General features: G+C 25.7%; 19 protein-coding genes. 7 read left to right on the forward strand and 12 right to left on the reverse strand.

The window, feature by feature from the left end; genetic code table 11:
* Positions 1-21 precede the first annotated feature (21 nt).
* Positions 22-594, reverse strand: a complete 573-nt coding sequence (locus Q0J69_RS03750; protein ID WP_297204443.1) for an HD domain-containing protein — start codon at positions 592-594, stop codon at positions 22-24.
* Positions 595-775: 181 nt separating this feature from the next.
* Between Q0J69_RS03750 and Q0J69_RS03755 the strand changes: the two genes are divergently transcribed.
* A complete protein-coding gene (locus tag Q0J69_RS03755; protein ID WP_297204723.1) occupies positions 776-2,065 on the forward strand; it encodes an ankyrin repeat domain-containing protein in 1,290 nt (429 codons plus the stop codon).
* A gap of 8 nt (positions 2,066-2,073) precedes the next feature.
* Here Q0J69_RS03755 and Q0J69_RS03760 read toward each other — a convergent pair whose 3' ends face one another.
* Both Q0J69_RS03760 and Q0J69_RS03765 read right to left on the reverse strand, forming a co-directional pair.
* Entirely contained in the window at positions 2,074-2,541 is a 468-nt protein-coding gene (locus tag Q0J69_RS03760; protein ID WP_297204445.1) for a hypothetical protein, read from the reverse strand.
* A 19-nt stretch (positions 2,542-2,560) separates the two neighbouring features.
* Complete coding sequence (locus Q0J69_RS03765) at positions 2,561-3,964, reverse strand: hypothetical protein (RefSeq protein WP_297204447.1); 1,404 nt, start codon at positions 3,962-3,964, stop codon at positions 2,561-2,563.
* Positions 3,965-4,025: 61 nt separating this feature from the next.
* Here Q0J69_RS03765 and Q0J69_RS03770 point away from each other — a divergent pair, with 61 nt between their 5' ends.
* On the forward strand, positions 4,026-4,787 hold the full coding sequence (locus tag Q0J69_RS03770) for a PAS domain-containing protein (protein ID WP_297204449.1): 762 nt from the start codon (positions 4,026-4,028) through the stop codon (positions 4,785-4,787).
* A gap of 6 nt (positions 4,788-4,793) precedes the next feature.
* Here the strand turns inward: Q0J69_RS03770 and Q0J69_RS03775 are convergent, their stop codons facing one another.
* Both Q0J69_RS03775 and Q0J69_RS03780 read right to left on the reverse strand, forming a co-directional pair.
* A complete protein-coding gene (locus Q0J69_RS03775) occupies positions 4,794-5,714 on the reverse strand; it encodes a tyrosine-type recombinase/integrase (protein WP_297204451.1) in 921 nt (306 codons plus the stop codon).
* Positions 5,715-5,938: 224 nt separating this feature from the next.
* Entirely contained in the window at positions 5,939-6,817 is an 879-nt protein-coding gene (locus Q0J69_RS03780) for a cation diffusion facilitator family transporter (RefSeq protein ID WP_297204453.1), read from the reverse strand.
* A gap of 240 nt (positions 6,818-7,057) precedes the next feature.
* On the opposite strand from Q0J69_RS03780, the gene fabD reads away from it, so the two are divergent.
* Together fabD and Q0J69_RS03790 are read left to right on the forward strand one after the other, a co-directional pair.
* Positions 7,058-7,969 carry an ACP S-malonyltransferase gene (fabD, locus tag Q0J69_RS03785; RefSeq protein ID WP_297204455.1) on the forward strand — a complete coding sequence of 304 codons (912 nt, stop codon included), beginning with the start codon at positions 7,058-7,060 and terminating at the stop codon, positions 7,967-7,969.
* Positions 7,970-8,202: 233 nt separating this feature from the next.
* Positions 8,203-9,396: an ankyrin repeat domain-containing protein gene (locus Q0J69_RS03790; protein WP_297204457.1), complete on the forward strand. Its 1,194-nt coding sequence runs from the start codon at positions 8,203-8,205 to the stop codon at positions 9,394-9,396.
* Here the strand turns inward: Q0J69_RS03790 and Q0J69_RS03795 are convergent.
* Genes Q0J69_RS03795 through Q0J69_RS03810 form a run of 4 tightly spaced genes read right to left on the reverse strand, consistent with a single transcriptional unit; the run spans position 9,391 to position 15,243 of the window.
* The gene (locus tag Q0J69_RS03795) at positions 9,391-11,328 is read right to left on the reverse strand and encodes a dynamin family protein (protein ID WP_297204459.1); all 1,938 of its coding nucleotides are present in this window, start codon (positions 11,326-11,328) and stop codon (positions 9,391-9,393) included. The two genes, Q0J69_RS03790 and Q0J69_RS03795, sit on opposite strands and share 6 nt — an antisense overlap.
* Before the next feature lie 17 nt (positions 11,329-11,345).
* Positions 11,346-13,556, reverse strand: a complete 2,211-nt coding sequence (locus Q0J69_RS03800; RefSeq protein WP_297204461.1) for a dynamin family protein — start codon at positions 13,554-13,556, stop codon at positions 11,346-11,348.
* 20 nt (positions 13,557-13,576) lie between these two features.
* Positions 13,577-14,845 carry a hypothetical protein gene (locus Q0J69_RS03805; RefSeq protein WP_297204463.1) on the reverse strand — a complete coding sequence of 423 codons (1,269 nt, stop codon included), beginning with the start codon at positions 14,843-14,845 and terminating at the stop codon, positions 13,577-13,579.
* Between the two features lie 20 nt (positions 14,846-14,865).
* Complete coding sequence (locus Q0J69_RS03810; RefSeq protein WP_297204465.1) at positions 14,866-15,243, reverse strand: dynamin family protein; 378 nt, start codon at positions 15,241-15,243, stop codon at positions 14,866-14,868.
* Between the two features lie 893 nt (positions 15,244-16,136).
* On the opposite strand from Q0J69_RS03810, the gene Q0J69_RS03815 reads away from it, so the two are divergent.
* Positions 16,137-16,271: a hypothetical protein gene (locus tag Q0J69_RS03815; protein WP_297204467.1), complete on the forward strand. Its 135-nt coding sequence runs from the start codon at positions 16,137-16,139 to the stop codon at positions 16,269-16,271.
* 644 nt (positions 16,272-16,915) lie between these two features.
* Here the strand turns inward: Q0J69_RS03815 and Q0J69_RS03820 are convergent.
* The gene (locus tag Q0J69_RS03820) at positions 16,916-18,709 is read right to left on the reverse strand and encodes a phosphoenolpyruvate carboxykinase (GTP) (RefSeq protein ID WP_297204469.1); all 1,794 of its coding nucleotides are present in this window, start codon (positions 18,707-18,709) and stop codon (positions 16,916-16,918) included.
* A gap of 498 nt (positions 18,710-19,207) precedes the next feature.
* Between Q0J69_RS03820 and Q0J69_RS03825 the strand changes: the two genes are divergently transcribed.
* Both Q0J69_RS03825 and Q0J69_RS03830 read left to right on the forward strand, forming a co-directional pair.
* Positions 19,208-19,411 carry a hypothetical protein gene (locus tag Q0J69_RS03825; RefSeq protein ID WP_297204471.1) on the forward strand — a complete coding sequence of 68 codons (204 nt, stop codon included), beginning with the start codon at positions 19,208-19,210 and terminating at the stop codon, positions 19,409-19,411.
* 124 nt (positions 19,412-19,535) lie between these two features.
* Positions 19,536-19,754 (forward strand): DUF6290 family protein, encoded by a 219-nt coding sequence (locus Q0J69_RS03830; RefSeq protein ID WP_297204472.1) that lies wholly within the window; start codon positions 19,536-19,538, stop codon positions 19,752-19,754.
* Positions 19,755-21,898: 2,144 nt separating this feature from the next.
* Here the strand turns inward: Q0J69_RS03830 and rfaD are convergent.
* Positions 21,899-22,843: an ADP-glyceromanno-heptose 6-epimerase gene (gene rfaD / locus Q0J69_RS03835; protein WP_297204474.1), complete on the reverse strand. Its 945-nt coding sequence runs from the start codon at positions 22,841-22,843 to the stop codon at positions 21,899-21,901.
* Positions 22,844-22,858: 15 nt separating this feature from the next.
* Positions 22,859-23,317: a D-glycero-beta-D-manno-heptose 1-phosphate adenylyltransferase gene (gene rfaE2, locus Q0J69_RS03840; protein ID WP_297204477.1), complete on the reverse strand. Its 459-nt coding sequence runs from the start codon at positions 23,315-23,317 to the stop codon at positions 22,859-22,861.
* Between the last annotated feature and the right edge of the window lie 279 nt (positions 23,318-23,596).

Consider the following 23,596-nt stretch of genomic DNA (forward strand, 5'->3'; position numbering starts at 1 on the left):
AATTCCATCAATACTTTAAATTTATGAAATTTTTTTAAGCCCTATACTCTCCTGTACAGGAATAAGAGCTTCTATAGTTTCTTTTATTAAATCATCAATAGGCACTCCCAACATCTCAGCACCTTTATTTATAACTGTTCTGTCTACCTTTGCTGCAAATGCCTTATCTTTTAATTTTTTCTTAACCGATTTTACTTCCAAATCATCTAAACTCTTTGAAGGTCTGACTAAAGCACAAGCTGTAATAAAACCTGCAAGCTCATCAACAGCATATAAAGTTTTCTCCATATTAGTTATAGGCTCTATATCAGTACATAATCCATAGCCATGACTTTGTATAGCCCTTATAAAACCTTCAGGCAGCCCCTCAGACTCCAGTATCTCTTTAACTTTAATGCAATGCTCATCAGGGTATTTTTCATAATCCATATCATGCAGAAATCCTACCATTCCCCATTCATCCTCATCTTCTCCGCTCTTTTTAGCAAAATATCTCATAACAGCTTCAACTGATAAAGCATGCTTAAATAAAGAATGTTCATCATTATATTTCTTAAATAACTCTAATGCTCTTTCTCTATCTATACTAGCCATTAAAAAACCTCCTAAGGATTAGAATAAGTATATATTATATTTTTCTATTTTTCAATATTTTTAACATTTATTTAAAAAATAATAACACTAATTTATCACAAAAAAGTTATAATTATATGGAATATAAAAACGATTATTATATATGATACTATAAAAATAAATAGGATGATTAAAAATGACAATAAAAAAAATTATTATATTTACACTTATATTAAATATCATATCAGCATCTATATATGCTGCAACAGAAAATGAAAATAGTATGATATTAGCAGTGAAATACGGCGACGTAAAAAAAATTCAGGCTCTTCTTAATCAAAATGTAAGTCCTAACATAACAGATGAAAGAGGCTACTCTCTTATACATATAGCTGCTGAAAATAATAAAATAGATTCTATAAAGGCTTTGAAGAATTCTCCATACACAGATTTTAATATACTTTTACCAAGCAATGCAAAAATGAATATGCCTAATAATAATTCTATAGATGCTTCATATTACTCTGCTATGGATATTGCAGCTGTAAATAATAACTTTGATATTGTAAAGCTATTAATTGGATACGGAGCTAATATAAATTTTCAAATGATGAACAAAACAAAAAGTGAATTCATAGCTTCAAAATATTCAAATCCTAGAATTTTAGAATTATACTTAAACAAAAATATATATTTGCTTATGAACAGCGAAGATGTTATATCATTAATAAAATCCGCTGTGTTAGGAAATAATGTAGCAAATATAAATTATTTAGTTAAAAACCTAGGTATAGATGTTGACACTAAAGATACAAATACAATGATGCATTATGCTGTTGGAGAGGGTTCTGTTGAAGCACTTAATGAACTTATAAAATTAAGGGCAAATGTTAATAATACAAATTCAAATTTTAAAACTCCTCTGCATTATGCTATAGAGAATAATTCATACAGAATTAAAGAAAGTGTAAATTCTTTACTTATGGCAAGAGCCAATCCTAATATAAAAGATGAAAACGGCAATACAGCTTTGCATTTGGCTGTAATGAATGCTCATAAATCCAAAGATTATATCAGTATTATAGACAATCTAATAAGAAATAATGCTGATGTAAATATACTTAATAATGATAATCAGAATGCATTAAATATTGCAGTTGAAAATAATAATACTGATATAGCAAATATACTCATAAACGCAAAATCAGATTTAGACAATGTTCATAACGGATATGCTCCTATACATATTGCTGTAAAAAATAATAATATATCAATACTTGAAAACCTATTATCAAATAATGTATATATAGATATTAAAGATTCAGAAAAAGGATATACACCTTTATGCATGGCTATAGAAAATAATAATTATGAAATATGCAGAATGCTTATAACAAATAATGCTTCAATGGATAATAATGCAATAAATTTAGTAAAAAATTCAACTAATGAAAATATTAAAAGATTGCTTGAATCTGGAAGAGTTAATTAAATATTAATTTACTTTATAGCTTTACTTTTCATAAGTTCTAAAGATAAAGCCTCTATATTATCATCTTTATTATCACTATATAAAGAATAATTTATATTATTAACATTCCAAAATGCAATTGAATTATTTTCATTATTTCTTTTTATTGTAATTTTAATACCAGTTTCTTCATCAGAAATTATTTTATCATCATCATTAATATATTCATAAAAAGATAATAATTCATCCAAATTTCTAGCTGCTCTGTAATAATAATTATCATTCATATAATCAAAATTTACCTCTGCTACTGTTTTATTAACAATTGCATATTTAACATTTAGGGAATTATCAGGAGCTGTAACACAGAATCCCAATACAGAAAAAGATTTTGGAGAATCTACTGGAACAATATCGGATTTATTATTATTTTTAGAACATGATGCAGAAAATATAATAATACTAAAAATAAATAAAACAAAAAATATATGTTTCATAAATAAAAACCTTTAAAAATTAATAATCTTTAAAATCTGTTAAATATTTTTGGAAAATTGTAAATAATATATAATCTATCTTAACTTCATCTTTTAAGAAATTGTCATACATATAATTAACTATATCAATATTAGTATTAATCTCATTAAAACAAACTTCATATTTATATTTAAGCAAATCATATATATCTAATATCTCTAAAATTTTAGCAGGATAATACACAGATGCAGTTAAATTTAATACATCTTTAGAATCAAAACTGATTAAATACTGATATTCAAAATTAGGTCTTTTAGATTTCATTGCTTCATATAAAGTCATAGCCAAACCATATCCGTATCCATAATATTCATGATGAACTCCAACAGATAAATTTATATCCTGATTATGAGATATAGAATATTTTAGATAGTTATATGATTTTATTGAATGCGAATATAATTCATTATTAATATTAAAACTTTCTATAGGCAAATAATTAACTGTTTCAGTTAAAGTAATATCATGCAGTAATGCGGCTATTGACATATTGATTATTTCCATATTATCAAACTGTCTTATTCCCAATTTAAATATATTATCTAATTTGCTGATATCTTTAATAAATTTATATTTTTTTGCGATTTTAAGATAATAAGGCATAAACTCATTTTTCCATTTTGCTCTTATTTTTGAAAGCATTCCCATATTGATATTTTTATTATAAAATATCATAAATTCCATAGTGTTAATAAAAAGTCTATTGCTGTGATCTATTATATTATATCCAGTAAATCCGATAACATCTCTAAATATATTATCCTTTTCATAATTCTTATTAAGCATAACAAAAACACTTTCAGCCGCACTTCTTATTAAATCTTCATAATTTATATTATATACCTTACTGTCAAATTTAGAATCATTATTAATATCCCCAATAACATTTATCCTATTTATCAATCCCAATTTTATTAATATCTCACCTATAATTCCAGCAGCCTTGCATGTAAATTTCTCTCTAGATTCTTCTGCTTCAAGAGATTTTATTAACTTCTTTATATGTTCAACTCTTTCATAAGGCGTAATTGATAAAATCTCTTCTATCATTGCACCTTCTTTATCCGAAACTTCCTTTATAGAATCTTTGCAGTTTGTGAAAATAGAATAAAAATAATCTTTATTATTAAGTTCTGAAGGATTTATAAAAAATTTTATCATTTCAAGATATGAACTGTATATATAATATTTTGAATTATTAAATAAAATATTATTTTGAATGTCATTATCAAAAATAAAGTCTATTTTATTATATGGTATTACACTTATAACACCATTCTCATTTTTAGAAATTATTTCTATTTTATCTTTGAAAAATAATTCTTTATAATTTTTAAGTTTTTCTAATTCTATTTCCGAATAATTATCTAAATTTATTTCCATAAATAATCCGTAAATATAATAAATCCATTCTATTTGATATTATATATAATAAATAGAATAAATGAAAGATTTTACAGTAAAAAATGTTGGAAAAACCAAAAAAATTATTATATTTATAAATATGGATAGTAATATATTTAAAGAAAGCGGAGGAAAGATGGATAACAACTACGAATACACCAAAGAAGATCTTGCTATACTTAACTCTTATAAAATATTATCTCAGTCTTTAGCTAGTTATTTAGGTGCAAATGTAGAAATTATCTTATACTCTTTTGAAAATGAACAATGCAGTATTATTCATATAGTAAATGAACATCTATCAAATAAAAGAGTCGGCTCTCAAATATCTGATATTGATAAAACCGTAATGCTTGAAATACTATCAAGTAATGAAAATTATAAAAACAATTTCATACAATCAGTAACTGGAGAATGCAATAAATTAAATTACACAATAGTAAAAAATAGTTATGGAGTACCTATTGGGATGATGTGCATTAATTGGCATTTTGACATATCTGTAATTAATATATTTAATGCATTCATACCAGAAAATATAAGCACAAGTAAAGAGAAATCTAATAATAGATCTGAAGAAATAATATTAGAAGCTATAAAAAAGGTTATTATAGGAGTAGACAGAGAAGAAGTTGGAGTTTCTGTTTATAATAAAACAATAATAAAAAAATTATTCAGTCAGGGAATATTTGAGTTTAAAGAAGCTGTGCAGATTGTATCGAATTATTTGCATATATCCCATCACACTGTTTATCTTCATCTTAGAAGTATTAAAAATCAAAAAAAGTATAAAAATAATTAATTATACTTAATTATTTGAATGAGGATGAAATTTATTATAAACTTCAAATAATCTTGAATTAGTAACATGAGTATATCTTTGGGTAGTTGCTATTGTTTCATGCCCTAATAATTCCTGAACACCTCTAATTTCAGCATCATTATTAAGCAGATGTGTAGCGAATGTATGTCTTAATGTATGAGGAGAAAAATCTATTGATATATTAGAATTTCTAATTAAGCGTTTCATAGATGTTCTTATACTTCTATCACTTATAGGTTTTCCGAATCTGTTTATAAATATATAATCATTAGTTTCACCATATTCTTTTTGAATCACTCTTCTTTTTTCCATATATATATCCCAATTTTCGTATATTATTGGAAGAAGAGGAATATCCCTAACCTTAGAGCCTTTGCCGCATACTCTTAAAGTTTCAGAGCCTTTTTTTATCATACTAAGTCTTAAAGAAGCCAATTCAGATACCCTTAATCCTATAGTATACATAAATAACGCCATCATTTTATCTCTTAGCAGCGTAAACTCTCCATTATCATCTATATTTAATATACTATCTATATCTGATATAGATAAAAATTTTGCTATATGCTCTTCCCTCTTGGGACTTTTCATATCAACTATTCTTCTTTTGTCAGAAAATCCGTTTCTTATTAAATATTTATAAAACTTCTTTATAGAAGATAAGTGTCTTGAAGTAGTTGAATTAGTTAATCCTTTATTTTTTAAAAATCTCAAATAATCTCTTACTGCATAATGATCCGCTTCTTCTATTGATATATTCTTAATTTCCAAAAATTTCACATATTCTTTTAAATCTTTATTATAGCTGTTAATAGTATGTGCCGCAAAATTTAAAGTCTGCAAATAATCACAAAACTCTTCAAGAAAATCAGAAAATTTGTTTTTAACAGAAGTATCATTATACATAATAAAGCCTTTGTAAATATATTAAAAATTATATAAGAATATTATCGAAAGTTTGTATTATAAATTTATTAAGTATGTTAACTAGACATGATTTTTATATATTTTTTTATATGTTTTAATTAAACAATTTTGTATTATAAATAAAAAATATATTATTTATAACACAAAAATTATTTAATTATGATATAGAAGAATAGTACTATTAAAGACCAATATAATAAAAATTATCTATAAGCCTCTATATGTATAGTGGGTTCTATTCCCAATTTAGTTCTTATAGCATTTTCAAAAACTGTAACTTTTTCATGTGCATCAAAAACAGTCATGTCTTTTGGGAAACGCATGTGAAAAGTTATTTCGCTATGATCTCCGTAAGTATGTATATGAAAGTGATGTAAATTAATAGAATCATTATTAATATTAAGTTCTTTTGCTATATCATTAATATTTTTAATTACATCTTCTGAAGGATACTCCCCTATAAGAGGTTTTATACTAGACTTTATAACATCAAAAGCAGCATAAAATATTACAAGCGAAACCAATATACTTAGAACCCCATCAATCCACCAAAAACTTTTTCCAAACAATATTCCGACTAATATTATTATAGATGTAACACTGTCGCTTCTATGATGCCATCCGTCAGCATATAAAGATTTAGAACCTGATTTTCTATAACCCCAAAATGAATACTGAGCTAAGATTTCTTTAATCAAAATAGAAACTATCATAGCAATTATAGCTATCATAGTAAATGAAGCTGTTTTTTTATTCATAATATTTTTTACAGCTTCAGAGAAAAAACTGTATCCAATAAATACAAGCATAATACCCACTATAAAGCTAGTTATCAATTCTATTCTTCCATGTCCAAAAGGATGTTCTTTATCTGGAGGTCTTTTTGAAAAAATACCGCCTATTATAACAATAATGCTGCTTATACAGTCGCTTAATGAATGCCAAGCATCAGCCATAATAGATAATGAACCTGTCAAAAGTCCTACTATATATTTAAAAGCAAATAATAATACATTTATAATAACAGATACTATTCCTTCTATTATCATATATTTAGATTTTTTTTCATTACTGATATTCATTTTATTACCCCAAACTATTTAATTTTTACTGCAAAAGGATAATGAATTTAAAATAAAATGTCAATCATTCAAATATAAATTGTTGTTTACAGATTAGAATATTGTAACTTTTAATAAAATTATATAACTTATATTCGCTTCATCAAAATAAAATTAAATACTTGATAAAACTTAACTTTTTTGTTAATATTCTGTTAACTAAGTTAATTAAAAAATATAGTATAAAAAAGGAGAATAAATATGTCAAATACAGCATTTCTATTTCCAGGTCAAGGTTCTCAATGCGTAGGTATGGGAAAGTCTTTATATGATAATGTATCTGAATCCAAAGCAATATTTGATAAAGCTGCTAATATTTTAGATGATGTTGATATAAAAGCATTATGTTTTGAAGGCAGCGAAGAAGATCTTAAAAAAACAGAAAATACTCAGCCTGCTCTAGTAACAGTAGGTATGGCTGCTTATGAGGCATTAAAATCAAAAGGAGTAAAAGGAAATCTATTTGCAGGACATAGTTTAGGAGAAATTACTGCTCTATCTGCTGCAGGATATATATCATTTGAAGATGCAGTAAAGATTGCAAGAACTAGAGGACTTTTAATGGCTAAAGCAGGTGCGGATGCTCCTTACGGAATGGCCGCAGTACTTGGATTAAGTTATGATGACGTTGCTAAATGTATGCCTGAAAATAAAGAGGTTGTTGCTGCTAATTACAATTTAAAAGATCAAATAGTTATATCTGGTTTATTAAGTGCTATAGAGGCTGTTACTCCAAAACTTCAGGAAGCTGGTGCTAAAAGAGTTATGCCTCTAAAAGTTTCTGGGGCTTTTCACTCTCCATTTATGAAGCCTGCAGCTGAAAGCCTAAAAGAATTTTTAGAAAAAATAGAGTTTCATAATAATGATAATAAAGTAATGTCTAATGTTACAGCTGAAGTGCATGTGTTTGATTCAATAAAAGATAATCTATATAAACAAATGTTTTCAACTGTAAGATGGTATGACAGCATGATTAATATGCAAAAACAAGGCATTACAAAAATATATGAATGCGGTCCTGGTAAGGTATTAATAGGAATGAGTAAAAAAATAACTCCTGATATTGAAACATTCCCTGTATTCGATATAGATTCTTTAAATGCAGCTTTATAATTAAGGATACTAGATTTGTTTCATAATAATATGCAATGTTTGTTATTCTTATAACGATTACACATAGATATTGTATACAGAATAATTTGTATAAAGCTTCATATCATGGCTAAAAAATTTAAAATATTTACTCAAAAAATTAATTATGAAACAAGTCTATTATACCATATATCCCTATTGATAATTATAAGTTTTATGATATTATAATACTCTATATTTTTAAGAGGTTTAAAATGAAAAATAAAATTATAATTATATTATTGACAGTAATTACATCACTATATTCAAATCAAATAAATGAAAGCAATAATGACAAAATAAAAGATAATATACAATTAAAAAACACATCAATGACAAATGAAATAAGAATGCCAAGTGATGAATTATCAAAACTATTAGAAAAGAATAAAAATAAAACAGGCATCGCTGAGATAATTGAATTAATAAATGACGGCGGTATAAATGCTCAGTCAAAAGATGAAATTCTCATAGGCAATATTACACATTATACTAATACAACTCCTTTAATGATAGCCTCATCATATGGGCATTATGATATAGCAAAAGCATTGATTGATAATGGGGCTTTGGTTAATTTAAGAGCAGGCGACGGATTTAATGCTTTAATGGAATCTGTAAGAACTGATAATATAGAGATAGCAAAATTATTAATAGAAAATAATTCTGATATAAATATAAAAAATAAAGACGGCAAAAATATGATTATGATTGCATGCGAAAATGGCAATGAAGAAATGTTTAATCTATTACTAGAAAATAATGCAGATATAAATGAAAAATCGTCTTGGGGAGCATCTGCACTTATTTATGCTTCTGAAAAAGGCAATATTAATATAATGCAATATTTAATAGATAACGGAATAGATGTTAATGGAAAAGCCGATGATAATGGGGATACTCCATTACTTTGGGCTGTTACAGGACAAAATCCTTATGAAGCTTCAAAACTTTTAATAGAAAATGGTGCCGATGTAAATGCTACAAATAACAGCGGAGTTGCTCCTGCTACTATACTTGCAGGCTCTGTTCCTAAAGTAGTTAAACTTTTAAAAGATAATGGTGCTGATTTGGATACAAAATTTGCTGATGATGATCCTCCTATAGCAATTGCTGCAAGCGTTGGTAATTTAGAAATAGTTAAGGCATTAGTTGAAAATGGTGCTGATGTGAACTATTATCCTAATGATATGAACTACACTGCAATATATCATGCTATAGATCAAGGCTCTTATGAAGTTGCTGAATATTTATTTAAAAATGGTGTTGATTTAAATATAAAAATGAAACCTGATAATGACTATGGCAGAAGTATAAAAGAAAGCTACAATGTTTTAGAATATGCTGAAGCTATGCATGATAAAAAAATGATTAATATAGTAAAAAAATATTATAAGAAAAAATTATGATTTAATAGAAAATATATTATTTATACATTTTATTATATCATAATAAATTTTATAGGAATTATTTATATACAATTCATACTCTTTAATTTTATTTTCTACATTTTTTTTGATATTATTAATATTTTCATTAATATCTTTAGTGTTTTCTCTAATATTAGTGTCAATGCCTTTATCATTTTTTATACGTTCATAAGGAACTAAACCTCTATATTTAGAAACTAAACTTTTTACATAAGACATATTTGATATATATTTATTATTCACAGATAATAATTCCTTTTTATAATTATTTAATATTTCTATATCATATTGAAATTTCTCTCTATAATTAATAAAAATATTATCAATATTGTTTTTAATAGATTCATATTTATCATTATTTTTTTTATTTAAATCTTTCAAAAAATCAGGTAATGATATACCATATTTAAAATTATGGTAATAATGCTCATTGGATTCTAATTTCTTATAATGCGAAGTATAAGGTGATATTCCTACAACGCTTATTTTATGCTTTTGTAATTCTTTATCAACTTGATTACATATTTCTTTTATTTGTTTATCATCTCTAGTATCAGAACGGTTAATAATAATAAACATTTTAATTTTAGGATTAATAGATAATATTTCTTTTAAAAACTGTATATCAGTTTTTGTTATAGTTCCTTCTGTTACATTTATCAGCCATATAAGTGTATTTGTATTTACAATATGTTTTTTAGATATTTCTCTATCTTCTTTAGATTCATTGGGAGGATTATATCCTGGTGTATCAACAAAACATATATTACGTACACTCACTTTAAGTTTATCATTAATATAAAAATACTTTATCACATTTTTAGGATTAAAACTGGTTTCAATATTTTCACTTACGCTATTTTTTACAGATATAAAATCAAATATAGATTTATCAACCTTTGATTTTTTATTATCTAAAGTTAAACACTCTATATAGCTTTCTTCACTGTGAATTATATATGCAGGTATAGAAGTAACAGGAACATCTCCTGTAGGTAAAGTAAAATAATTACCATTGCTAAACAGTGTATTTATAAATGATGATTTACCTGAACTAAAAGCCCCTCCTATAGAAACTATATTTCTTGTATATAAAATAGGATTTTTTGCTATCTCATCTAATTCATTTTCTATATCTTTTAATTCATAAAATAGCAAACCCATATTTTTATAATCAGGTTTTGCAATTAGATTTCTAAACTCATTTAAGTATTTATTCTCTTCTGATTTGGAATTCAAAATACTTAATACAGATTTAAATATATTTCCAATACTCTCTTTTTCTTTCTTTTCTTCTGTTAATTCATCTTTGGTATCGTCTAACTCTCTCTCTGCCTTCTTTAATTTTTCATCAAAAGATTGTTTTTCTGTATCTAATTCTGAAATTTTGCTATTTAATTCTTTAACATTTTTTTTATACTTATTTTTTTCATTCTCCAAATCTTCTAAATCTTCATTCAGCTGATGAATACTTTTCTTTTTATTTTCTAATTCCTCATTTAAATCATTAATCTCTTTATCTTTATTTTCTAAACTGGAATTAAGATTAGCAATATCCTGACTTTTATTTTCTATATCAGCATTTAAATTACTAATCTCTTTATCTTTATTTTCTAAATTGGAATTAAGATTAGCAATGTCCTGACTTTTATTTTCTATATCAGCATTTAAATCACTAATCTCTTTATTCTTGCTTTCCAAATTAGCATTAAGATTAGCAATATCCTGACTTTTATTTTCTATATCAGCATTTAAATTACTAATCTCTTTATTTTTAGTTTCTAAATCATTATTTAATTGAGATATTAAATTATTCAAATATGATAATTTTCTCATCTTCAATGAAAAAAATACCAATAATATTAACAAAAATATTATTACAGCAGAAAATATATATATTATATTATTCATATATAGAGTATCCTAATTTAAAATAATTTTACTATTTCAGATTTTATTATAATCCACTTTTCTTCGGCTCTTTTTTTATTTTGAACCTCATCTTTTTTAGTTTCCAATTCAGACTTTTGTTTTTCTAAAGTTTCTTTACCAAAATCAATGGATTTTAATTTATTAGCCAAACTGCTGATATTTTCATCAGCAAATACAGTTCTGAAATCTTCTCTCATTTTCTGCAAATATCTGTCAGCTTCAGCTATAAATTGCTCTGCAGAATATCCTGATACAGTTCCATTTGGAGCAAGAGGCGTATTTTCAGTATATGTAACTTTTTTATCTAAATATTCATTGATTATAGCACTTACAGATCTGGATATATCACTTTCTCTCATTTCCAAACCATTATCTGCAAAAACATTGTATATCTTACTTATAATTAACTCTCTAAACTCAATATACATATTACCTAAAGTTATATACATCTGCTCATTAAATTTATTTTTATATAGGTTTATAGAATTAATTACCTGATTTGTATTAACAGTTGCATATGTATCATAATGAGTTTTTTTCCACCACAAGATACCAGTAGTCCATGATCTAGTTTCTTCTCCTTTAGCACCTTCTATTTTACCGCTTGCCTCATTAAAAAAATCATTTAATATTCTTAATCCGTTGTCAATAGCTTCGTATTTCCAAGTATCAATAGTATTTTTAGCCACATAATTTATATCTGATTCTAAGTTTACGCATTTTTTTTCTAAATCTCTTATCTGCTTAGATAATACATCTATATCCATAGTATTTAATCTTCTTTCTCTTGTTTTAACATATTCTTTTAATTCTGATTTTATCTCTTCAGCATTATTCATATATTTTTCTTCAAACTTATCTAAAGCAGCCTTTAATATATCTTCTTTTCTATCTGCAACTGATTTTAATATAGATTTTACTTTATCAATATTTGCTAAATAATTAAGCCAATGTATGCTTGTTTCTTTTTCAGATTTGCTAAAATAATCTGGATAAGACTCTGAAAAATTTTTAAAAACAGTATCTTCATTTTGAGACCAATTACCCCATTTTTTTACAAGACTGTCGCATATACCTGAAGAATATAATACTCTGTTTTCAATATCTTTTATTATACAGTCAAAAGTATCATTATTATTTGCTGCCATATCTTTAAAATTCTTTTTTATATACTGATACTGACTTGTAAGCAGAGATTTTACCGCTTTTTCTAAATCACCGTTTGCCTTATATGAATTATCGGAACCATTTAAAGTATCATCTATCTTGCTTAAAATAACATATATTTCCTGTATACCCTCTTTTTTTAATATCTTATTAATTACATCTTTATCTGTAGCTGTAAATGCTTGTGTGGAAGGCATTAATATAAATATTACTTCGCATTTTTGCAGAAGTTCTGACGCTTTTCTATTTCTTGATTCAACAGGATCATTGAAACCCGGAGTATCAAGAACACTCACCTCTTTTAACTCTTCTATCTTTATATGCAAATTTAAACTTTTTACAAAATGCGTATATTTACCAGCCACCCCTACATAATCCTGAAGTTTTCCTGCTATATCCTCAACATTATTAAAATCAATTTTTTCAACCCCTTTAGATAAAACTTCATTATATATACTTTTACTTGTATTTGCTATATCATTATAATTATCATACCCTGATGCCAAATATCCATTCTCTTGCATAAGTTCTTCTCTGGCTCTTTCCTCAATATTAGTTTCATCAGAAGAATAACTATTTGAAATATAATTTTGATTAAATTCATTTTTTAATTTATTGATTCTATCTTTAAGCAGCTCTTCAAATTTATCATGCACTTTTTTATAGTTTTTAATATCATCTTCTGTAACAAATTCCACTTCAATATAATTTTTATCAGAATACTGCATATATGTAAGAGCTGCTGTCATAGGAGTAGCTGCTTTAGGTAAAATATCTTTTCCGTCAAATAATAAAGAATTAAGAAGAGATGACTTACCTGCTTTTACTCTTCCTACAATACCTACTCTTAAAGTTCTATCCATATTAACTGTATCATTAAAATCATTCTCTATAGATTCTATACTTCCAAATTTACATTCATTTGCTATATTTTTTATAGTATCTACGAACTCTATGTCATCACTATGCTTATCAGCCAATTTATCTATTGCCTTCTTAATATCTATAATTTTATTTTTTGCTTGAATAATATCATTCATAATATTAACTCCTAATTTTTTTATTCATTATATAATACATTTGATACTTCATCTATTTTTTTCAAATTATCCTGAAGTTTAGATATTAAAGCATCTAAATCTTTTTTACTTGATAATTCTTCCTGAGCTTGTTCTATTTCTTCTTTTTTCTTATTTAATTCTTCATCAAAAGATTCTGATATAGCCTCTATAGATTTTGAAGCATTTTCTTTAAATATCTGTGTTATCTGTACTTTAAGCTCTCTTTTTATATGTGTAATCTGACTTATAATCTGATTTTTAATTTCTTCTTTTTGCTGTCTTTCTTTTAAAAATCCAAAGCACACATTGATTATTTCTGGTAAAAATACTACTAAAATCTCTATAATCGGATTTACAACACTTGTTAATATTGCTGCAGTAGTCATAACAGTTTTATATACGGTATTTGAACTTGTGCCTGTGTTTTTTAATTTAGGAATTTTTATTTTATCTTTGTATTTCTCTATATTGTATTCTATTTTCTGAATAAAATTAGGTATATTATATTCTGATAATATAGAATCTAAACTTTTAACATCTGCTGAAATTTCTCTGCTTATATTAACATTAATATTATCCAAAGCAATATTTGTTTTTTCTATAATAATAGGCTGTATTATATTAAGCATCTCTTCTTTTAAACCTTCTGAATCTCCTCTCATAGCAGCATTAACCAATGAATCCAAATTATTATTAAGTTCTTTTCCTACTTCCTGCACTATACTATTTACTTCAGAATCATAGTTTTTATTTTTTTCATCTTCTATCAATCTTGCCCTTTTCAATTCTATTTTATTTATAGCCTCTTTTAAATCATCTATAATTTTATCATTTGCTTTTTTATCTTTTTTCAAAGCTGATATTCTAACATTAATTGAAGATTTTAATTCATATATTAACTCTTTTATTGAATCAATATAAATAGATTTACATATATTTTCAGGGTCTAATTTAGTAATAACTTCATTAAATAAATTTATATCCTTACTGCTTATACTATATATATCTTTATCATAAGAAACCTGTTTTAAAGTTTTTATCATTTCTTCTTTAATAGAATTAAAATCTTCTTTACTTCTAAGTTCTGATTTAGTTATAAACATTGAGAAATCTTTTTTAAATCCTCTAATATTTTTTATCTGCGTCATCAATGATTTGCTTATAGTACCAGCATCTATAGCTGAAAGCACCGTATAATAAACACCTTTATCTAAATAACTCATTATAGATTTATTGTGATTTTCTAAAGGAGAATCAAACCCCGGCATATCTACCAATATAATAGGATCTATTTTTTCAAATTATCACTATTTATATATCTTCTTACATAAGAATATTTCTGTATATTCTCGGTACTTAGATCATCTATTTCTATTTCATTACCATCTTTATCAACAGCAATATTGTATTCTCTTTCACTATAATATAGTTCAGCAGGAATAGAAGTTTCTGGCAATACATTAACAGCCAATATATTTTTACCTATAAATTTATTTAAAAGAGTACTTTTACCTGAACTAAAATCACCTACAACAGGTATTAATAATTTCGTTTCTCTTATAATATTTTCTAAAGATTCTATATTTGAACTATCAATCTCAGATTCTTCTGATATAACTTTTAAATCAATCATAAGGTTTATAAATTTTTCCTGTATATTTAACATAAAAAACACTCCTAAAAAATATAATAGTTTTTAATACTAACATATTAATGCATTTTATTCAATATCATTAAATAATAAATTATATAAACCATAAAAAAACCGACAGTTTAAAATTAATTAAACTATCATATAATTAATAGTTTATTAAAACTTTTTATTTAAAATCTCTATCAAAAATTATATCTATTGCATCCATATCATAATCAGGTATATAATCATCTCCATATCTTTTGTCAGAAGATTTATAATAATCATTATTTTGCAAAGCATCTCCAAAAAATTCCCATATATCATAGCTGTTTTCTATAGAAGAAATTAACTCTTCTTCATTACAATAATAAACTATACTATTTATCTTTTCTATAATATAAGATAATTGATCAATTACAAGAGATATATCTTGATATATAGAGTCAATCTCAAAATTATCATCTAATTCTTCTAAATCATTTTGATCTATATAATCATATTGGCAGAGAAAGTAAATACTTCAGAAATATTTTTATAATTTTTATTTTTTATATTCATTAAATTATAAAGCAGTCATTATAAAAAATATAATATCTAAAAATAGATTTTTATTTAAAATAGTATAAACAAAAAAATAAAATTATTATCAGCGGACATTATATCTTTAAATGTAAATTCCGAGGAAGGCATAAGAACACTAAGAATGCCTATAATCAAAAATAGAGAAAAAGTTATAAATGTATTTTTTTATTATTCAAATTAAATAATAAACTAAAAAACATTAATATTCTTGATAAATATATAGAAATATTAATTTTAATCTTCCTATTAATATATATACAGCAAAAAAGAAAATATTGAACTTAAAAAAGATATTAATAATTAAGAATATAATATCATCATATGATCTACCAATAGTAAATTTGATAAAAAATACAATTATTGCTATATATTTTCCAAATGATCTTAATAGTATAACTAATATTAAAATAGAAAATATAGATATATTAGCAGAAAAGGCAAAAAACTCTGAAATGCTTTTGGAATTTAATACTTGAAAACCATTATATGATAAAGCCATTATTATAAAAAATGTGATAACAGAAAATATATATTTTATATTATAAAACTGCGAATATGCATATATGTATCCAATATTAAAAATTGTAACATAAAATAAATCAAATAAAACAGTGCCTAAAATGATAAAAAAAGATAAAATATTATAAAAATATTTTTTTAATTAAACTTTGAATTAATATTGAATATCAAACTAAAATAGAAAAAATAAAATGTATAAAAGCAAAACCTAATTATAAAATTACTAAAAAATTAATATTATTAATTAAGTTAACAATCTTTATAAAAGAATATGTATTAATTGATAATGCTGCAGCAAAACCTATAGCAATAATAATTAAATTTGATATTAAATTATTTTCTAATATTTTGTCTATTTTACTGTTTATATTATTTATTAAATTTATTTTCTCATTCGTATTATTATTTTGAATACTATAATAATAATCTCATAAACCCCATTATAGTAAATTATAAAATTGTTATTTATTATAAATTCAATAAATATAAAAGTCAATTATTATAAACTTATATATAGTTTTAATAACAATAAAAAAGCCAATAGCTTAATATTAATTAAACTATCGGCTTATATTCTTTTAAGAAAAACTATTAACTAAAATTATTTGCTTAATCTAGCTCTTAATTCTTCTAATTGTTTTTTAAGTCTAGCTGGAAGTCTTGAACCGAATTTAGCATAATGATCTTCTATTTGTTTAGCCTGATCTTTCCAAGCTTCAACATCAACTCTCATAAGTTCTTTGAAATCAGCTTCAGGAATATCTAAACCAGTAAGGTCTAAATCGCCTTCTTTAGGCATTTTACCAATAGGAGTGTCAACAGCATCAATTTTACCTTCAACTCTTTCACACATCCATTTTAATACTCTTGAGTTATCACCGAATCCAGGCCATAACCATTTACCATCAGCATCTTTTCTGAACCAGTTTACATAGAAGATTCTAGGAGCTTTATTACCTAATTTATCTCCCATTTCAAGCCAGTGATTCATATAATCGCCCATATTGTATCCAGCAAATGGAAGCATAGCAAATGGATCAAATCTTAAAGCACCAACAGCACCGATATTAGCAGCAGTAGTTTCACTAGCAGCAGTAGAACCCATAAATACACCATGGTCCCAGTTATAAGATTCATGTACTAAAGGCATAACAGAAGCTCTTCTTCCTCCGAAGATGAATATATCTATAGGTACACCTTTAGGGTCTTCCCAATCTGGACAAATTACAGGACATTGTCTAGCAGGAGCAGTAAATCTAGCATTAGGGTGAGCACCTTTTTCTCCGCTTTCTGGACTCCAGTCATTACCTTTCCAATCTATACCATGTTTAGGTGCTGGTCCCATACCTTCCCACCATACATCACCGTTATCTGTTTCTACACAGTTAGTAAATATTGTATTTTCTTTTATAGATTCCATAGCCATAGGGTTAGAATCATAAGAAGTACCAGGTGCTACTCCGAAGAAACCAGCTTCTGGGTTAATAGCATAAAGTCTTCCGTCATCTGGATTAATTTTCATCCAAGCAATATCATCACCTATAGTTTCACATTTCCAACCTTTGATTGTAGGCTGCAACATTGCAAGGTTAGTTTTACCGCAGGCACTTGGGAATGCAGCAGCGATATGGAATCTTTTACCTTCTGGGTTAGTAAGACGTAAGATAAGCATGTGTTCTGCCATCCATCCTTCTCTTCTAGCCATAGCAGAAGCTATACGTAAAGCAAAACATTTTTTACCAAGCAAAGCGTTTCCGCCGTAACCAGAACCATAAGACCAAATTAAATTCTCATCAGGGAAGTGAGAAATATATTTTTTCTCTATTGGAGCACAAGGCCATTTAGTATCTTTTTGACCGTCAGCTAGAGGAGCACCTACAGAGTGTAAGCAAGGTATAAACTCGCCGTTAGAACCTAATACTTCTAATACTTTAGTACCTACTCTAGTCATTATATGCATATTACAAACAACATAAGGGCTGTCAGTAATTTCTACACCTATTTTAGCAATAGGAGAACCAACAGGTCCCATAGAGAAAGGAATTACATACATAGTTCTGTTTTTCATACAGCCTTTGTATAATTCTTTCATAGTGCCTTTTAATTCATCTGGAGCCATCCAGTGATTAGTAGGACCTGCATCTTCTTTATCTGGATAACTGATAAAAGTTCTATCTTCAACACGTGCTACGTCAGAAGGATCGCTTCTGAAAGAGTGGCTATGAGGTCTTTTAGTTAAAGGTTTTGCTAAACCTAATTCTACTAAGCCGTTCATGCAGCTGTCATATTCTTCTTTAGTTCCGTCACATACATATATATCTTTTGGCTGACACATATCTGCTACTTCTTTAATCCAAGCTTTTAGCTTCTCATGTTTTAAATCTTCAACCTTCATGAATATTACTCCTTATAAAAATTTGTTGCAAATATTATACAATAAAATGATTTTTTAGTAAATGATTTTTATAAATTTATTCTTTATTTTATAAATATAACAAAATATCTATTTTTATCAGCAAAAAAATACAAAAAATTAATATTAATAAAAAAGAATATTAATCGTAATATATATAATAATGCCTATACACATAATATAACTTTTCTTTAATATGCTATTAACATTATAGAAAAATAATATACAATATAAATAATTACTAATATCAGGATTAAAAATGTTAAAAACTATTACTTATATAATATCAATTTCAGCTTTAATTTTAAGCATAATAAATTTAATTATGATTATAAAAACATCTAAGCAAAAATAACGATATAAATGAAGGTCAATATATGAATAACAAAATAATTGAGAATATAAGATTTGCTAGTTTTATTATATTATCTTTATCTGTAATAATTTTATCAGTAGCTTTTATAATTAAAGGATAATATTATGTCAAGAGGCGGAGCAAGAGAGGGTGCAGGACGTAAAAAAATTGCCCCTGAAAATAAAGCTAAACCAATATCAAAAGTAGTTTATGTAAGATTAGAAAATGAACTATATGATAAATTAGAAAATATTGCTGAAAGCGAAAATCAAACTATAAGCCAATATTTAAAGCAAATGATAATAAATAGAATAGAAAGCAAAGAATAAAAAATTATGGAGGTCAATATGTATAACAAAGAAAACTCAAAAAAATTGCATATCATTTGTGATTTAATAATATCTATTAGTCAGTTAATTATTGCTGTATCATTAATTATATGGGTGATAAAAAATGGATAATGAAGTAAAAAACACGCACGGCGGTGCTAGAGCAGGTGCTGGCAGAAAGAAAAAAGAGAACAAAAAAAATACTCATGTTATATTTTTTAGAATAAGCGATGAAGAAAATGAGCTTTTAAAAAAACATGCTCAGGAAAATGATATGAGTGTTGGGTTATATTCAAAAAAAATCGTACTTGATAAAATAACAGATATGGAAGAAAATAAATAAAAAAATTATGAAATAGTACATTTTTATAGATTAAATAAAAAAGTCTAAAAAAACTTAAAAAGAACTAGAACAGGAGGACGCATATCCCCTCCATCGCAGTACTTGAAAGTCAAGTAAGCGGCAGTCGAGCACGATTTTCTACCATTCGTACTAACTCTATATATTTAGTTTAACAAAGTTTTATGATAAGTCAATACAAAAGTAAAAAAATATTAAACAGCGATAAACTAACTATAGTATAAATCTTTTTTCATTGTTTGATTTTATACTGTAGTTATGCTTAGCTTATTTGATACAGCAAAAAGAATATTAAAATATTTCTTTGCCGAAAGGCACCTTGCCTACGGAACGCAGAGCGTCGGTGAAAATAATTTATTCAGCATTGATAATATTTTGTCAAATACGCCATAGGAGTGCCTTCGGTAAAAATTGAGGCACTTGTCAGAGCAATAGACAAAGGCATAAAAAAAGATTATGACAAAGTATTGATAATAAATGAGAGGAAGCAAGCTAATGAAAAAACGATAAAAAATTACCATGATTAAAGCTTTAACCTAACTCATAATAATGATAACAATACTAATTACAAAAGCATACCCGCCCTAGCTTTTATTAAATTTTGAATTTTCATTAACGCACGCTGAACTCAGTTTTTAATATAAATAAATTTGAATTGCAAATAATTATATATTTTTAACTTTATTCTGCGTGCGGTGAGTTGGCTATAAATTTAAAAAATGCTTGGGTGGGCAATGCTATAACTATTTTTAACCAAAAATAAAAATAACACATAAATTACAGATTAAGGCAGAAAATATAAAGGGTGGGAAAATGTAAGTAAATTTTTTGAATTTGGTTACATACCCAACCCTTATAAATTTCTTGCTTCTACTAAAAGTCGCATTATAATTAATTTTACTGCCTAATTACAAAAGCACACCATCCCTAGCTTTTATTAAATTTTGAATTTTCATTAACGCACGCTGAACTTAGTTTTTAATATAAATAAATTTGAATTGCAAATAATTATATATTTTTAACTTTATTCTGCGTGCGGTTAGTTAACTATAAATTAAAAAAACGCTTGGGTGGGTAGTGCTTTAACTATTTTTAACCAAAAATAAAAATAACTCAGAAATTACAGATTAAAGCAGAAAATATAAAGGGTGGGAAAATGTAAGTAAATTTTTTGAATTTGGTTACATACCCAACCCTTATAAATTTCTTGCTTCTACTAAAAGTCGCATTATAATTAATTTTACTGCCTAATTACAAAAGCACACCATCCCTAGCTTTTATTAAATTTTGAATTTTCATTAACGCACGATAAACCAAATTTTTAATATAACATAAATTTGAATTGAAAATAATTATATATTTTTAACTTCGTTCTGCGTGCGTGGAGTTAGCAATAAATTTAAAAAATACTTGGGTGGGTAGTGCTATAACTATTTTAAACTAAAAATAAAAAGAACTCAGAAATTACAGATTAAAGCAGAAAATATAAAGGGTGGGAAATTAAATTCAAAATTTATTTAACGCACGGTAAATACACTTTATACATAAATAAAATTCTAATAATTAATTCATTCATAATCACAAATAAATTAATCGTGCGGTGAGTTGACAATAAATTTAAAAAATTCTTGGGTGGGTAGTGCTATAACTATTTTTAACTAAAAAGAAAAATACCACAGAAATAACAAATTAGATTTTAAATCTCAAGGGTGGGGAATGTAAGTAAATTAAAAATTTATATAACGCATGGTTAATACCGCTTCATGTATAGGCAAAATTATACTACTCAATTCATAATCACAAATCAATTAAGCGTGTGGTGAGTTGATAATAAATTAAAAAAATGCTTGGGCGGGCAGTGCTATGACTATTTTAACCCAAAAGAAAAATAATACAGAAATAAGATATTAAAGCAGAAAATATAGAGTATGGGAAAATGAAAATAAATTTTAAAATCTTATAACATACCCCGCCCTTATAAATTCCCTGCTTTTATTAAAAATAGAATTCTAATTAATTTTACTGCCTAATTACAAAAGCACACCCACCCTAGCTTTTATTAAATTTATAATTTTTATTAACGCACGATTATAAATTCGCAGTATGATAAAACTTGTACTATAAAATTAATAATAATATCCTCCGCTTTTTTCCAAAACTTCAGCATATTTTTTTACACCAGTATTAACATTCATAAAAGGCTTATCATATCCCATATCTTTTAATTTTTTCAAATCAGCCTGTGTAAATTTCTGATACTTTCCTTTTAAAGCATCAGGAAACTCTATATATTCTATCTCAGCAGAAGTATAAACCTCTTTCAAAGCCTTAGCTATCTCAACAAAACTTTCAGCCTTACCAGTACCGCAGTTAAATATTCCTGACTTATTTTCATTATTAAAAAAGAAATTATTAACAGATACAACATCATCAATATGTATAAAATCCCTTAAAAAATTCTCACTTCCTTCAAATATTTTCATTTTTTCACCAGCTTTTATTTGATTAAATAAATGAAAAGCAACTGATGCCATTCTTCCTTTATGATTTTCCTGAGGACCATAAACATTAAAATATCTAAGCCCAACTACTTGGCTCTTAATCCTATTTTCTCTAAATAATTTATTAACATATCTGTCAAACTGATACTTAGAAAAAGCATACACATTAAGAGGATACTCATTTTTTTCATTTTCCTCAAAACCATTTTCTCCGTTTCCATATACAGAAGCACTTGAAGCATATAAAAATCTTATCTTCCTATCCAAACAAAAATGAAAAAGATTTTTTGTATATTCATAATTATTTTTCATCATGTACTTACCATCCATTTCCATAGTATCAGAACATGCACCTTGATGAAATACAGCATCTGCTTTCATATCTTTAATAATCTCTAAATTGAAATCTTCTTTATCTATATAATCTTTAAAATTAATTCTATTTAAATTTTTATGTTTAGAAGCGTTTTTCAAATTATCAACTATTAATATATCATCAATACCTAAATTATTTAATCCCCTAACTATATTAGAACCTATAAAACCAGCTCCTCCAGTTACAATAATCATATAAAACTCCTAAATTTAATTATTTATCTTTTTTATTATATTGGTAGTAGAATATCCATCTACAAAATCAATTAATACCGTTTCTTTGGAATATTCTCTTCCAACCACATCCTCTATTTTATAATCTCCGCCTTTAACTAAAATGTCAGGCTTAACTATCTTTATTAATTCAAGCGGAGTATCTTCATCAAATATAGATATATAAGTAATGCATTCTAAAGCAGATAATACAATGGCTCTGTCAATTTCATTATTGATAGGTCTGCCATTTCCTTTTAATCTTTTTACAGAAGAATCGCTGTTTAATCCTAGAATCAACAAGTCCCCCAATTCTCTAGCCTTTTGCAAATACTCAACATGTCCGCGATGAAGTATATCAAAACATCCATTTGTAAATACTATTATTTTCTTGTTTTTTCTAAAATCATCCAATATAATATTTAATTCATCTCTATTTTTTAATTTCTTATACATAATTAATCCCATTATATTATATCATAAATTTTATTAATAACAATTTAATTTTTATAACTTTCAATTTTACCAAATATAATCAGACTATAATTATGTAGGAAATGAACAAGTATAATGTACATACAGTTCATTAACTTGTTTTAAAACTAATTTTATTTATTATTGATGGCACTAGCCAGTCGTTCCACAAAAAGAAGCCCTCAGTCTGTGCGTGAAGGACGGCATGTTTATATACTGAAATAATAATTTATACAACATATAAAATGTTACATTTATAAT

It is taken from the genome of uncultured Brachyspira sp., assembly GCF_944388875.1.
Classification (GTDB): domain Bacteria; phylum Spirochaetota; class Brachyspiria; order Brachyspirales; family Brachyspiraceae; genus Brachyspira.